We start from the raw sequence: 15696 nt of genomic DNA on the forward strand, positions 1-15696 counted from the left end.
GCCCCTCAATCGAACGTTAAAAGAGAGTCAGGCGGTCTGGGCCAGGCAATGTTCGATCAGCGCTTGCAGTTCCGCCTGGTAATCGTCCATCAGCCTGTCGACGGTGCTGGTGCGATAGCGACGGGTGCTGTAGATGCAGCGGAACGACAGCCGACCGTTGAACACCTGCCCCACCAGCTCCAGCCAGTTGGCCATGCCGGCGTCGAGGCTGTAGCTGTCGCCGATGTTGTCATCGGCCGGCAGCAACAACGCCTGTTCATCGAAGCTCTGGTCGAACTGCCCGAGGTAGTTGAACGTCACCCGCGCCTGGGGCAATGCCCCCAGTCGCTGGCTCAGCTCGGGGCCGGCCATATAACGCAAGGCGCCGTAACCGACGCCCTTGTTCGGCAGGCTGCCCAGCTGATCGCGCACTGCTACGATCGAGCTGCCGATGTCAGCACTCAGCCGCGGAGCCAGGCGAATCGGGAACATGCTGGTGAACCAGCCCATGGTCCGACTCAGATCCAGCGCTTCGAACAGATCCTCGCGACCATGGCCTTCGAGCTGCACCAGTACCGATGACTCATCGCTCCAGCGGCACAGCACCCGGCCCAGCGCCGTCAGCAACAGGTCGTTGATCTGCGTCTGGTAGACCGCCGGCGCCTGCTTGAGCAACTGCGCCGTATAGGTTTCGTCCAGCTGCATGGTCGCTTCGGCCCGGTGGCGCAGCCGATTTTTCCCCCGCGGGTTGTCGCACGGCAGCTCCTTGCCTGGCTGATCGAGGGCCTCGAGCCAGAAGCCCAGTTCCTGGTCGATCAGGGTCCGGGTATGGCCGCTGAGATTTTCCGCCCAGTCGCGCAAGCTGCTGGTGCGCACTGGCAATTGCGGCTCGCGCCCCGCACAAAAGGCGTCGTAGGCCACTTGCAGATCCTGCAGCAGCACTCGCCACGACACCCCGTCGATCACCAGGTGATGGATCACCAGCAGCAGGCGTGCCTCGCCATCCGGCAAGGTCGCCAGCAGGCCACGCACCAGCGGCCCCTGTTCCAGGTCGAGGCTACGCTGGGCCTGGTTGGCCAGTACTTCGAGCTCGTCCTTGTCAGCCACCTGGCGCACCCAGAGCAATGGTGTCTCTTTTGCCTGGCGCAGGCACTCATCCAGCGCCTGATAGTGTTGCGACCATCCGCCTTGATCGCGGACGAAGCGCAGGCGCAGTGCATCGTGCTGCGCCAGCATGCACAACAGGGTCTGCTCCAGCGCCACCGCATCCAGCGACTGACGCGAGCGCAGGATCAATGCCTGGTTGAAATGCTGCGGCTGGTCCATCTGCTCGGCGAAGAACCATTCCTGGATCGGAATCAGCGGGAAACTGCCTTCACGGGCGACCTGGGTCTGGTCCTGGGCCTGACTGGAATGAGCCACCAACTGCTGGTCGAACAGATTGCCGATGGTCTGATAGCGCATCAGGTCGCGCAGCTTGATGTCCAGCTTGAGTAGCGGATGGTTGCGCGCCTTCGAGATGACTTGCAGGCTGAGAATCGAATCCCCGCCCAACTCGAAGAAGTTGTCGCTGATACCGACCTGCTCCACCTGCAACACCTCAGCCCAGATCTGCGCCAGCAAACGCTCCTCGGCAGTGCGCGGTGGCAGGTATTGCGCAGTCTGCAATTGCGGCTCCGGCAAGGCCTTGCGGTCAAGCTTGCCATTGGGCGAAATCGGCATACGCGCCAGGCAGATAATCTGCAGCGGCACCATGTAGTCCGGTAGCCGCGCCCGCAGCTCGGCCTTGAGTCGATCGCCCTGGTTGGCATCGCCGTCGCTGACCACATAGCCGATCAACTGCTTGCCGCCGAGGCCATCGCGGGCAATCACCACCGCATCGCTGACACCCTCCTGCAGACGCAGGCAGGCTTCGATCTCGCCGAGTTCGATACGAAAGCCGCGCACCTTGACCTGATGGTCGACGCGCCCGACATAGTCCAGCAGCCCTTCGGCGCGCAGCCGCACCAGATCGCCGCTGCGATACAGGCGGCTGCCCGGCGCGCCGAATGGATCCGGCACAAAACGCTCAGCAGTAATCGCCGGACGCCCGTGATAACCCCGGGCGACGCCATAACCGCCGATATGCAGTTGCCCCGCCAGCCCGGCCGGCAAGGGATTGAGGTCATCGTCCAGGACCCACAGCGAGCGCTGACCGACCACCCGCCCGATAGGCGCATAGGCGGCGCCGCATGGTTCCTCATTCGGCGCCTTCCACAGCATCGGCGTGACCACGGTTTCGGTCGGGCCGTAGCCATTGGTGATGTAGCGCGGGCGCAGGAGGGTCCTGACCTGTTCCAGAGTTTGCTCGGGCACGGCGTCGCCGCCCAGGCAGTAGATGCGCACCGCAGGCGCCGCTACGCCGCTGGCTTCGACATACTCGGCGACCTGCTTCAGATATGCCGGCGGGAAGCAGGCGATGTCGATGGCGCCGCGTTGCAAGGCCTGACAAGTTTGCTCGGGGGTCCAGAGCTCATTGTCGCGCAGCACCAGGGTGCCGCCGAACGCCAGAGTGGTCAGCCAGCGCTCGTGGGCACCGTCGAAGGCGAACGACATGAAGTGCAGCTCACGGGTGCTCTGGTCCATTTCATAAAGTTCAGCAATGGCCTGGCAATGCATGCTCAACGGCCCGTGGGTGACTGCCACACCCTTGGGTACACCGGTCGAACCGGAGGTGTAGATCAGATAGACCAGGCTGTCGTCAGATACTTGGACCCGCGGCGCGTCCTGTGGATAACTTACACCGTCGAAACCATCCAGATCGAGCAGCGGCAACCCGGGTGGCAGCGGCAGGCGCTGGCACAGCTGACCGCGACTGATCATCTGCGCCATGCCCGAATCCTCGATCATGAACGCCAGCCGCTCGGGCGGGTAATCGATATCCAGTGGCACATAGGCCGCACCGCTCTTGAGCACGGCCAGCAGCGCCACCAACAGGTCCAGCGAACGCTCCAGCGCGACCCCGATCAGCACCTCGGGACCGGCACCGCAAGCGATCAAGTGATGGGCCAGGCGATTGGCGCGGGTTTCCAGCTGTGCATAACTCAAGACCTGCCCGGCGCACTCCACCGCTGCAGCATGCGGGCGCTGTTCGGCATGCCGGGCGATCAGCGCCGGCAGCCATTGACGCGGATGCCCCTGGGCCGGTTCCGCTCCCCACTGCTGCAAGGCCTGCCATTGTTGCGGCGCCAGGCGCTGCAGATTGCCGAGGCGCTCGTGGGGCGCGTCGAGCATCGACTGCAGGGTGACTTCCATGGTCTGGCGAATCCGTTCCACCGCTTCGACGCTGAAGCAGTCGCGCAGGAACAGGTACTCGATGGACAGTTCCTCGTTCAGATGCACCGCCAGGTCCATCGGAAAGTTGGTCACGTCATGGTTGGCCGAGGCACCGAAGCACAAGCCGCCCTTGGCTTCCTCCAGGCGCCGATCAATCGGGTAGTTTTCAAACACGATGATGCTGTCGAACAAGGCCTGACCACCCTGGCCCGACCAGCGCTGGATATCGGCCAGCGGCGCATGGGCATGATCGCGCAGGTCGAGGTTGTAGGCTTGCAGCCCGGCCAGCCAGTCGCTCAGGCGCTGGGCCGGATCGAGGGTCTGGATTACCGGCAGGGTGTTGATGAACAGACCGAGCATGCTGTCGGCATTGGGCAGGCCTTCCGGACGTCCGGCAACCGTGGCGCCGAAGGCGACGCTGTGCTGGCCGGTGAAACGCTGCAGAACCAGCAGCCAGGCGCCCTGGATCAAGGTGTTGGCGGTGATGCCCTGGGCACGGCAATGCTGCTGCAGTGTGCTGGTCTGTTGCGTGTTCCAGCGAGTATAGAGCGCTTCATGCCCAGCCAATGTTGCGTCATGCCGCGGGTACATCGCCTGGCTCAATGCCGTCGGCTCGACCAAAGTCTGTAGATGACCTCTCCAGAACTGTTCCAGGCGGCTTTGGTCCTGGGCTTGCAGCCACTCGATGAAGTCGCGGTAACGCCCGCTTTCACCGCTGACCTGGCCGCTGGCGTAATGCTGCAGCACCTCACCGAACAGCTGCGAACTGCTCCAGCCGTCCATCAGGATATGGTGGCTGGTCCATATCAATTGGTGGCTGTCTTCAGCAGTACGAATCAGCACCAGACGCTGCAACGGCACCCGGCTCAACTCGAACCCGCGGGTGCGCTCCTCCCTGGCGCGCTCGGCAAGCTGCTCCAGATCGATCGGGCGATCACGCCAGTCGAGGACTCGCAGGTCGACCTCGGCCTGACGCTGAACCACCTGAATCGGCGAGGTCTGGCCACCCTGCCAATGAAACGAGGTGCGCAGGATGGCGTGGCGCCCGATCACATGCTGCCAGGCCCGGCGAAAACGCTCGACTTCGAGCCCCTCGACCGGCAGGTTGATCTGGTTGACGTAGAGGTCGTCGCCGTCGTCGGACAAGGTATGAAAGAGCATGCCCTGTTGCATCGGTGACAGCGGATAGATGTCCTCGATCTCGGCCACCGGCACCGGCAAGGCATCCAGTTGCGCCTGGCTCAACTGCGCCAAGGCAAAGTCCGAAGGCGTCACCCCGCTGTTGACCGGGTCACAGCAATGCTCGATCAAATTCGTCAGCTCTGCCGAGTAGTCGTCGGCCAGGCGCTGGATGGTTGCTTCGTCGAACATCTCGCGGCTGAAGGTCCAGCCAAGACTCAACTCGCCCGCATAAACCTGGCCATTGAGCTCCAGCCAGTTGCCCAGCGGCGCCAGCGGGCTCTGCTCGCGTCCGGCGCTTTCTGCGGCAGGGACCAACAGCGCCGAGGGGTCGAACTGACCGAGATAGTTGAAGGTGATGCGCGGGCTCGGCAACTCCCGCAGGGCCGCCTGGGTCGGTGCATCGCCCAGATAGCGCAAGGCGCCGAAGCCAATGCCCTTGTTCGGGATCGAGCGCAGCTGTTCCTTGACCTGCTTGATCGAGCTGGCAACTTGCGTCGTCGGCGTGAGTTTGACCGGGTACAGGCTGGTGAACCAGCCCACGGTGCGGCTCAGATCGATGCCCGCGAACAGCTCTTCACGGCCGTGGCCCTCTAGCTGAATCAGGGTCGAAGCCTGCCCGGTCCAGCGACAAATCACTCGCGCCAGGGCGGTCAGCAACAGATCGTTGACCTGAGTCCGGTAAGCCGCTGGCGCCTGCTGCAGCAACTGCCGGGTCAGTGCCGGGCTCAAGTGGCTGCGCACGCTCAGCGCCTGACTGTTGCACAGGCTGCCTTCGGGGTAGTCGCACGGCAAGTCCGTCGGGGTTGCGAGCAATTGCTCGCGCCACCAGGGCAATTCACCGGCGAGACTCGCCGTATGCCGTTGCAACTGCTCGGCCCAGGTTTTCAAGGCGCTGGTCTTGGCCGGCAGCTTCAGCGGCTGTCCGCTCTGCAATTGTTGATAAGTGCTCTGCAAATCTTCGAGCAGCACCCGCCACGACACCCCGTCCACCGCTAGGTGGTGGATTACCAGCAACAGGCGCTGACTGCCATCGGCCAGGCTCAGCAGCATGCCGCGCAGCAGCGGACCCTGGGCAAGATTCAGGCTGCGTTGGGCCTCTTCACAGGCCGCTTCGACTTCGCTGCCAGCGTCCAGCGCGGTCTGCCAGAGCAAGGGCTGCGCGGGGTCAAACGGACGGTAGTGGGCGCTCCAGCCATCGGCGCCCTGATTGAACGACAAACGCAGCGCATCATGTTGCTGTACCAGCACCTGCAAGGCCTGCTCCAGCAGTTCGCCGTGCAGCGGCCCGGATGGTTTGAGCAGCAGTGACTGGTTCCAGTGATGACGCTCGGGGATATCGGTGTCGAAGAACAGCTGCTGGAACGGCAGCAACGGCGTGCTGCCGCTGACCGGCCCCTGATCGATGTTCAGGACACCATCGTCGAGCTGGGCGACCGTCGCCAGCCCGCGCACCGTCTGGTGCTGGAACAAATCCTTGGGAGTGAAGCGCAGGCCCGCCTGGCGCGCCCGGCTGACCACCTGGATGGAGATGATCGAGTCTCCGCCCAAAGCAAAAAAGTTGTCGGTCACGCCGACTTGGGCCAAGCCCAGCACGGCCTGCCAGATCTCTACCAACTGCTGTTCGAGGGCATTGGCAGGCGCCTGATAATGCGGCTGCAGATCAGCCGTATCCGGCTTGGGCAAGGCCTTGCGATCGAGCTTGCCATTAGGGTTCAGCGGCATCTGCGGCAGTACCTGCCATTGCACCGGAACCATGTACTCGGGCAGGTGCTGTTGCAGATGAGCAGCCAAGGCATCGCGCCAGGCTTGTGGCTCATCGTTCAGCACCAGATAGGCGACAAGCTGTTTGCCGTCGACTACCAGCACCGCGGCTTCGCGCACATTTTCGTGCTCCAGCAGGCGCGCCTCGATTTCCCCCAGCTCGATGCGCAGGCCGCGAAGTTTGACCTGGTGGTCGATCCGCCCGGCGTACTCGATGACGCCATTGCTGCGATAACGCGCCAGATCACCGGTACGGTAGAAACGCTCGCCATGACCAAAGGGACTGACCACGAAGCGTTCCGCGGTCAACGCCGGACGTCGGTGGTAGCCTCGCGCCAGGCCCGCGCCCGCCAGGTAAAGCTCACCCAGCACTCCGACCGGCACCGGTTCGAGATTATCGTCAAGGATGTAGCACCCCAGGTTGGCGATCGGCTGGCCGATCGGCACGCTGTCGCGCCCCTCCTCCTCCACACAGGTCCAGTGAGTCACGTCGATGGCGGCTTCGGTCGGACCATAGAGATTGAACAGGCCCGCCGCCGGCAGCTTGGCGAATACCTGCTGCTGGGCGTCCACCGGCAGGGCTTCGCCGCTGCAAATGATCCGTTTGAGCCCGCTGCAACTGGCCACGTCGGCGTCCTGCAGGAAGGCCTGGAGCATCGACGGCACGAAGTGCAAGGTGCTGACCCGCTCGCGGTTGATCAGCTCGACCAGCCGCGCGGGGTCCCGGTGATCCCCCGGTGCAGCGACCACCAGCCGCGCGCCGGTCATCAATGGCCAGAAGAACTCCCAGACCGACACGTCGAAGCTGAACGGGGTTTTCTGCAGGACCACATCGCTGCTGTCCAGCCCATACGCCTGCTGCATCCAGCACAGCCGGTTGGTCAGCGCCGAGTGACGGTTGCCGGCGCCTTTGGGTTTGCCGGTGGAGCCGGAGGTGTAGATGACATAGGCCAGATTCTCGCCGGCCACTGCGACCTGTGGATTGCGCTCGCTATAGCCTTGCAGCCAATCGCCGGACTGATCCAGCACCAGGGTCTGCCCGCCGGAACACCGCGGCAGTTGCGCGAGCAAGTGCGACTGGCTCAGCAGCAACTCGACGCCACTGTCTTCGAGCATGTAGCGCAGGCGTTCCGGCGGATACTCCGGGTCCAACGGCACATAGGCGCCACCTGCCTTGAGGATCGCCAACAGGCCGACCACCATCTCGATCGAACGCTCGACGGCAATGCCGACCAGGGTGTCCGGGCCGACACCCTGCTCGATCAGTTTGTGGGCCAGGCGGTTGGCCCGGGTATTCAGTTGCGCGTAATTCAGCACCTCGTCGGCAAATACCAGCGCCGGTGCATCCGGGGTTTTCAGCACCTGGGCTTCGATCATCTGCTGGACGCTCAGCTCCAGCGGATAGTCGGTGCCAGTGTGATTCCAGTCCCCGAGAATCATTCGCCGTTCAGCGGCACTCAACATCGGCAGTTCGCCGACCGGCTGCTGCGGCTGCGCGGCGATGCCCTGCAGCAATGCCACCAGGTGCCGGCCCATGCGTTCGATGGTCATGGCATCGAACAGGTCGGTCGCGTAGATCAATGCCGCCGCCAGGCCGTCCGGCGATTCGTGGGTTTCCAGGGTCAGGTCCAGCTGTGCCAGGTTGGCGTCCCAGCTCAGGCTTTCGACGCGCAACTGCGGCAATTGCAGCGCCGGCCCGGCCTGACGGTTGGCCGTCTGATGGTTGAACATCACCTGGAACAACGGGCTGCGGCTCAGGCTGCGCTCCGGTGCCAGGGCCTCGACCAGTTGTTCGAACGGCAGGTCCTGATGAGCCTGGGCCCCCAGTGCGGATTCTTTGACCTGTTGCAACAACTGATTGAACGGCAGACGCCCATCCAGCTCGGCACGCAATACCTGAGTGTTGACGAAGTAGCCGATCAGTTGCTCGGTCTCGGTCCGGTTGCGGTTGGCATTCGGCACGCCGATGCGAATATCGCCCTGGCCGCTGTAGCGGTGCAACAAGGTCTGAAACGCCGCCAGCAGCAGCATGAACAGGGTCACGCCTTCGAGCCGGGCGACTTCTTGCAGCGCGTTATTCAAAGCCCCATCGAGAGCGATATCCAGTCGCGCCCCGCGATAACTTTGCAGCGCCGGACGCGGCCGATCCAGCGGCAACACCAGCTCCGGTTGCTCGCCCCCCAGGCGCTCGAGCCAATAGGCCAGCTGCCGTTCGCGCTCGCCGGCTTCCATCCAGCTGCGTTGCCACAGCGCATAGTCGGCATACTGGATCGGCAGCGGCGCAAGCTCGGTCGGCTGGCCACGGCTGTAACTGGCATAGAGCCGGATCAGCTCGTCGACCATCAGTTGCATCGACCAGCCATCGGAGACGATATGGTGCTGGATCAGGATCAGCACATGGTCATCGGCCGCCAGACTCAGCAGCTTGACCCGCAGCAACGGCCCCTGCTCCAGGTCGAACGGCTGCAGTATTTCACGCTCGACGCCGGCCTTGAGTTCGGCCTCGCTGGTATCGGCCGCCAGGGTCTGCCGGGCGATGGTCAGGGCGAACGCTGCCTGAATGATTTGCTGCGGTCGATGTTCGGTGTGGCTGAATGAAGTGCGCAGGGATTCGTGACGTTCGATCAGCGCATCGAAGCTGCGTTGCAACGCCTGGAAGTCCAGGGCGCCATGAAGTCGCAGGGCCATGGGGATGTGATAGACCGCGCTGCCCGGCTCCAGTTGCCAGAGAAACCATTGGCGTTCCTGAGCGTAGGAAAGCGCAATCTCCTCGAACGCCGACTGCACCTCGGGGATCGGCAGGTTGGCCGGAGATACGCCCTCGGCCAGCATCTTCAGCAGGTATTCCTTGCGCTTCTCCAGTGGCAGGGTGATGAAGCGTCGGGCAATTCGCGTCGCGACGTTAGTGTCCATTCACGCTTCCTCCATTTCGTCGAGCAGGTCTTCCAGGGCACTCAGTTTCGAGGCCGTGACCTGTTCGCCATGGTCTTGCAGTTGCGCCACCAGATCGCCGAGCACCGGGTACTGGAATATCGTTTGCGGGACCAGCTTCATTCCGAGCTCAAGTTGAATGCGCGACACAATGTTTATCACCAGCAGGGAGTGACCTCCCAATTCAAAGAAATTGTCGGTCAAGCCGACCCGTGCAAGCTTCAGCACATCCGCCCAGATCGCCGCCACCTGGCGCTCCAGCTCACTGCGCGGCGCCACATAGGCTTGCTGCACCAGGCTCGCATCGGGCTCGGGCAAGGCGTTGCGATCGAGTTTGCCGTTAGCGGTCAGCGGCAGGTTTTCCAGGAGCAACAGGTGCGCCGGCAGCATGTAGTCGGGTAGCTGTGCCTTGAGTTGCAGGCGGATCTGCTCGCGCCACGGGCCCTGGTCGGAGGGCTGCAGCGGCTGGGAGGCAACGAGGTAAGCAACCAGTTGCGGACCGTTCGCCCCGGGTCGATCCAGCACCACCGCCTGCCGAACCTCGGGCAACGCCAGCAAGCGCGCCTCGATCTCGCCCAGCTCAATGCGGAAACCGCGAATCTTCACCTGATGGTCGATGCGACCGATGTATTCGACTGCGCCATCGGCCCGATAGCGTGCCAGATCGCCACTGCGATACAGGCGCTCACCGCGAGTGCCGAATGGATCGGGGATGAAGCGCAAGGCGCTGAGCCCGGCACGCTTCAGATAGCCCCGCGCCAGACCGGCGCCGCCGATATAGAGTTCACCGATGCAGCCTCTGGCGAGCGGATTCAGATCGCCGTCGAGCACGTACCAGGACAGGTCCGCGATCGGCTCGCCGAGGGGGCTGCTGGAGTCGCCGTCGAGGTCAGCCAGGGTCAGCGCGCGATAGGTCACATGCACCGTGGTCTCGGTGATGCCGTACATATTGATCAGCTGCGGCGATCGATCACCGAAGCGCTCGAACCAGGGTCGCAGGCTGTTGACCTCCAGCGCCTCACCGCCGAACACCACGTAGCGCAACGACGGCTGCAGGCTTTGCCCGGGCTTGCAGGCAACCTGCAGCAACTGCTTGAACGCCGACGGGGTCTGGTTCAGCACCGTGATTTTCTCCCGGCACAACAGCCCATAAAAATCCTCGGGCGAGCGGCTGACTTCATGGGGCACGATCACCAGTCGGCCGCCGTACAACAGCGCGCCGAAAATTTCCCAGACCGAGAAGTCGAAACCATAGGAGTGGAACAGCGTCCAGCTGTCCTCGGCGCTGAAATCGAACCCGCCTTCGGTGGCCTGGAACAACCGCAGCACATTCTGGTGGGCGAGCAGCGTGCCCTTGGGTTTGCCGGTGGAACCGGAGGTGTAGATCACATACGCCAGATTGGCGACATCGACTTCGACCTGCGGATCCGCCTCACTGCTGCCTTGCAGCCAGTCGTCCTCCGCGTTCAGCAGCAGGGTCGACAGGCTTTCGTCGGTCGGCAGGCGCTCGAGCAGGCCGGGCTGGGTCAACAGCAGCTTGATCCCGCTGTCCTGGATCATGTAGCGCAAACGCTCATCAGGATATTGCGGGTCCAGCGGCACATAGGCGCCACCGGCCTTGAGAATCGCCAGCAGCCCCACCAGCATTTCGATCGAGCGCTCGGCGGCAAGGCCGACCAGCACATCGACGCCGACCCCCAGTTCGATCAGGCGGTGCGCCAGGCGGTTGGCCCGCTGGTTCAGCTCGGCGTAACTCAAATGGCGCTCGCCGAGCGTCAGCGCGATGGCCTGCGGTGTCTTGTGTGCCTGGGTTTCGATCACCCGATGCAGCGGCTGCCCCAAGGGCTGGCTGAGCGGCGGCTTGTTCCAGTGGGCCAGGGTCTGGTTACGTTCGGCCTCGCCGAGCATCGGCAACTTACCGATGCGCTGCTGTGGCTGCTGACTGATGCCCCGCAGCAAGGTGCGCCAATGCCCGGCCATGCGCTCGATGGTCGAAGCCTCGAACAGGTCACTGGCATAGACCAGGGACGCATGAATGCCATCCACCGATTCCTCGGTATTGAGGGTCAGGTCGAACTGCGCCATGAGGCTGTCCCAGTTGACCTCGGCAATGCTCAGGCCCGGCACTTGACGGACTTCTATGTTCCGCCGGGTAGCGGCCTGGTGATTGAACATCACCTGGAACAACGGACTGCGGCTCAGGCTGCGTTCCGGTTGCAGCGCTTCCACCAGCTGTTCGAACGGCAGGTCCTGATGGGCCTGGGCACCCAGGGCGGCCTGCTTGACCTGTTGCAGCAGTGCATTGAACGCCAGGCCGCCATCGAGCTCGGCGCGCATGACCTGAGTGTTGACGAAAAAGCCGATCAAGCCCTCGGTCTCGACCCGGGTGCGGTTGGCAATGGGCACGCCGACGCGGATATCGCTCTGGCCGCTGTAGCGGTGCAACAGGGTCTGGAGCGAAGCCAGCAGCAACATGAACAGGGTCACGCCTTCGCGGCGGGCAACGCCGTGCAGGGTTTCGCTCAAATCGCCATCGAGGGCAATGTCGAAACGCGCGCCGCGATAACTCGGGGTCGCCGGACGCGGGCGGTCCAGCGGCAACTCCAGCACCGGTTGTTCGCCTCCCAAGCGGTCGCGCCAATAGAGCAGTTGTCGATCGCGCTCACCCGCCTCCATCCACTGGCGCTGCCAGAGGGCATAGTCGGCGTACTGGATCGGCAACGGCGGCAAGTCTGGGGTTTCGCCGCCGCGGTATGCGGCATAAAGCCGGACCAGTTCCTCGACCATCAGTTGCATGGACCAACCATCGGAAACGATGTGGTGCTCGATCAGCACCAGCACATGATCGTCTTCCCTCAGGCGCAGCAATCTGGCGCGCAGCAACGGGCCTTGGCGCAAATCGAAGCTGCGGCCGATCTCGGCCTCGACCAGCAGCTTGAGCGCGGCATCGTCAGTGTCCGCGGCAATCTGCTGATGTTCGATCTGCAGCGCAAACGGTGCCTGGATGATCTGCCGGCTGCCCTGGACGGCGTCGTGCATGAAACAGGTGCGCAGGCTCTCATGGCGGGCGATCAGTGCATCAAAACTGCGGTGCAAAGCGGATAGGTCGAGGCTACCGCGCAGACGCAAGGCCGTCGGAATATGGTAAGCCGAACTGCTCGGGTCCATGTGCCAGAGGAACCATTGCCGTTCCTGGGCATAGGACAGCGCCAGCGGTTGACCGCGGGGCACCGGGGCAATGGCGGGCAACTGTTCTTGAAGACTGGCCCGGGCCAGGTAGTCGGTGAAATCCACCAGAGAGCTGTGCTCGAACAGCACCTTGAGCGGCACCTCCAGCTGCAGCGCCTGACGGACCCGGGACACCACCTGGGTCACCAGCAGCGAATGTCCGCCCAACTCGAAGAAGTTGTCGGTCAGGCCGACCCGTTCAAGTTTCAGCACCTCGGCCCAGACCAGAGCGACCTGCTGCTGCAATTCACTGATCGGTGCCACGTAGGCTTGTTGCAACAGGCTCGCGTCGGGTTTGGGCAGGCCTTTGCGGTCGAGCTTGCCATTGGGTGTCAGGGGGATCCGCTCAAGCACCAGCAGATAAGACGGAACCATGTAGTCGGGCAGGCTTTGCTTGAGGCAGCTGCGCAGTTGTTCACGCCATGGCCCGTGCCCGTCAGCGTCGATAGCCTGGGTGGGTACGACGTAGCCGACCAGCTGCGCGCCGTTCGGACCTTCCTGTGCCAGCACCACAGCCTCGCGTACCGAATCCTGAGCCATCAGCCGTGCTTCGACTTCTCCCAGTTCGATGCGAAAGCCACGAACCTTGACCTGATTGTCGACCCGCCCCTGGTAGTCGAACACCCCGTCCTCGCGCAGCCGCACCAGATCGCCACTGCGATACAGACGGGCGCCAGGCTCACCGAATGGGTCCGGGACAAAACGCTCGGCGGTCAGCCCCGGGCGATCGAGGTAACCTCGCGCCAGACCATAACCACCCAGGTACAACTCACCGATCACGCCCTGGGGCAGCACGTTGAGCTGCGCACTCAGGACCCAGGTACTGCGCTCGCCGACCCGCGTACCGATCGGCGCATAGGCCGCACCGCACGAGGTGTCGCGATCGGCCTTCCACAGTAATGGGGTAACCACCGTTTCGGTTGGGCCATAGCCATTGATGATGTGCTCCGGCGCCAGGGCGCGGCGGACTCGCTCGAAACTGTCGTTGGGCACCGCATCGCCACCGAAGCAGTAAATCCGCACGGGCGGTGGATTGCCCTGGACTTCGGCCTGTTCCGCCAGCTGTTGCAGATAGGCCGGCGGAAACGCCGCCACCGTGACGCCGTGGCGGTGCATCGCGAGCAAGGTTTGCTCCGGGCTCCACAGACTGTCGTCGCGCAGCAGCAGGCTCGATCCATGGGTCAACGGGGTGAGCCAGCGTTCATGGGCACCATCGAAGGCAAAGGACATGAAGTGCAATTCACAGTCGGACTCACTCATGGCATAGCGCTGACCGATAGCCTGGCAATGCATGGCCAGGGGACCGTGGGCGACACAGACCCCTTTGGGTTGGCCGGTAGAGCCCGAGGTGTAGATCACATAGGCCAGGCTCTCTGCCTGCAACGCGACTTGCGGTGCGCTGTCCGGCAGATGGCTGAGGTCGAGGCCATCGAGCGCCAGACAACGCAGGCCGCTGGTCAGCGGCAGCTGTTGGCGCAACCGCGAATCGCTGAGCAGCAAGGCGATTCCCGAATCCTCGATCAGGTAGGCCAGGCGCTCGCGCGGATAACTGGCATCCAGCGGCACATAGGCACCGCCAGCCTTGAGAACCGCCAACAACGCCACCAGCATCTCCGGACCGCGCGGCAGGGCTACGCCGACCCGCACCTCAGGCCCGACGCCCTCGGCAAGCAGATGCCGGGCCAGTCGGTTGGCCCGGGATTCCAGCTCGGCATAGCTGAGTTGCTGATCGCCACAGCACACCGCCAGATGTTCCGGCTGCTGCCGGGCCATCCGCGAAAAGCGCTGATGCACCGGCAGTAAATCCATGGCCGCCAGTGCGTTGCTCGCCTTGAGTTGCAGCAGTTCATCCGCACCGAGCATCGGCAGATCGCCGATGGGTTGTTGCGGCTGGGCGACCATGCCTTGCAGCAGGCGCTGCCAATGCCGGGCCATGCGCTCGATGGTCGAAGCCTCGAACAGGTCCGTCGCATACACCAGCGAGGCCGACAGTCCATCTTCCGATTCATGGGTATCGAGGGTCAGGTCGAACTGTGCGGTATGGCTATCCCAGCCCATGGCCTCAATGCTCAGCCCCGGCAACTGCGTGGCCCCACCGCTGGAGCGAGCGGAAGTCTGGTGGTTGAACATCACTTGGAACAACGCGCTGCGACTCAGGCTGCGTGCCGGCGCCAAGGCTTCGACCAGTTGTTCGAAAGGCAAGTCCTGATGGGCCTGGGCTTGCAGCGCCGTTTGCTTGACCTGCAGCAACAGCTCGCTGAACAGCATGCGTTCGTCGACCTCGGCCCGCAGCACCTGGGTGTTGACGAAGAAGCCGATCAGCCCTTCGGTCTCGCGGCGGTTACGGTTGGCGATGGGCACGCCGACACGGATATCGCCCTGGCCGCTGTAGCGGTGCAGCAGGGTCTGGAACGACGCCAGCAACAGCATGAACAGGGTCACCCCTTCACGCCGGGCGAGGTCCTTTAATCCTTTGCTCAAGATCGGTTCGAGGACGATCTCCAGGCCGGCTCCCCGATAGCTCTGGAGCGCCGGGCGCGAATGATCCAGCGGCAACTCCAGCACCGCTTGTTCGCCACCCAGGCGTTCGGTCCAGTAGGCCAGTTGCCGCTCACGCTCGCCGGCCTCCATCCAGTTGCGCTGCCAGAGGGCATAGTCGGCGTACTGGATCGACAGCGGCGCCAACTCCACCACTTCGTCCCGGCTGAGGCCGGCATACAGCTGGATCAATTCGCTGACCATCACCTGCATCGACCCGCCATCGGAGACGATATGGTGCTGGACCGCGACCAGCACATGCTCGTCATCGGCCAGGCGCAGCAAACACACGCGCAACAGCGGGTCGCATTGCAGATCGAACGGCCGGGCGATGTGCGCCTGGATGATCCCCTTGAGCTGCGCCTCATCGATCCCCGCAACGTCCTGCACCAGCCGTTCCAGGGCAAAGGGCGCCTTGATCCACTGCAAGACCTTGCCCTGCTCATCGGGGCTGAAGCCGGTGCGCAGACTTTCGTGGCGCTCGATCAGCGCATCGAAGCCGGCGTACAAGGCCTGCAGATCCAGCGCCCCGCGCAAACGCAGGACGGTCGGGATGTGATAGGCCGGGCTGTCCGGCTCCATTTGCCAGAGGAACCACTGCCGCTCCTGAGCATAGGAAAGCAACAGGGGCTCGCCGGCACTGCGCCGAAAAATCGGGGCAATGCCGTAGAGGTTGATGCCCTGTTTGCCCAGTAGAATCGCCAGCGCCTTGCGTTTCTCGGGAGAAAGCGCGCCCACCGATTCAATCAACTCCTGCATGCC

At 63.6% G+C, this 15696-nt stretch carries 2 protein-coding genes; both read right to left on the reverse strand.

The annotated features are described in order from the left end of the window. Positions 1-27: 27 nt before the first annotated feature. On the reverse strand, positions 28-9150 hold the full coding sequence (locus F8N85_RS20800; protein ID WP_150805403.1) for a non-ribosomal peptide synthetase: 9123 nt from the start codon (positions 9148-9150) through the stop codon (positions 28-30). Further along, positions 9151-15693, reverse strand: a complete 6543-nt coding sequence (locus F8N85_RS20805) for a non-ribosomal peptide synthetase (protein WP_150805404.1) — start codon at positions 15691-15693, stop codon at positions 9151-9153. It abuts the gene before it with no gap. Positions 15694-15696: the final 3 nt, after the last annotated feature.

The organism is Pseudomonas fluorescens (assembly GCF_902497875.1).
Taxonomy (GTDB): domain Bacteria; phylum Pseudomonadota; class Gammaproteobacteria; order Pseudomonadales; family Pseudomonadaceae; genus Aquipseudomonas; species Aquipseudomonas fluorescens_BR.

Coding starts and splice junctions, on each gene's coding strand:
- F8N85_RS20800 (WP_150805403.1), bottom strand. CDS start 9,150: ATGGACACTAACGTCGCGACGCGAATTGCCCGACGCTTCATCACCCTG.
- F8N85_RS20805 (WP_150805404.1), bottom strand. CDS start 15,693: ATGCAGGAGTTGATTGAATCGGTGGGCGCGCTTTCTCCCGAGAAACGC.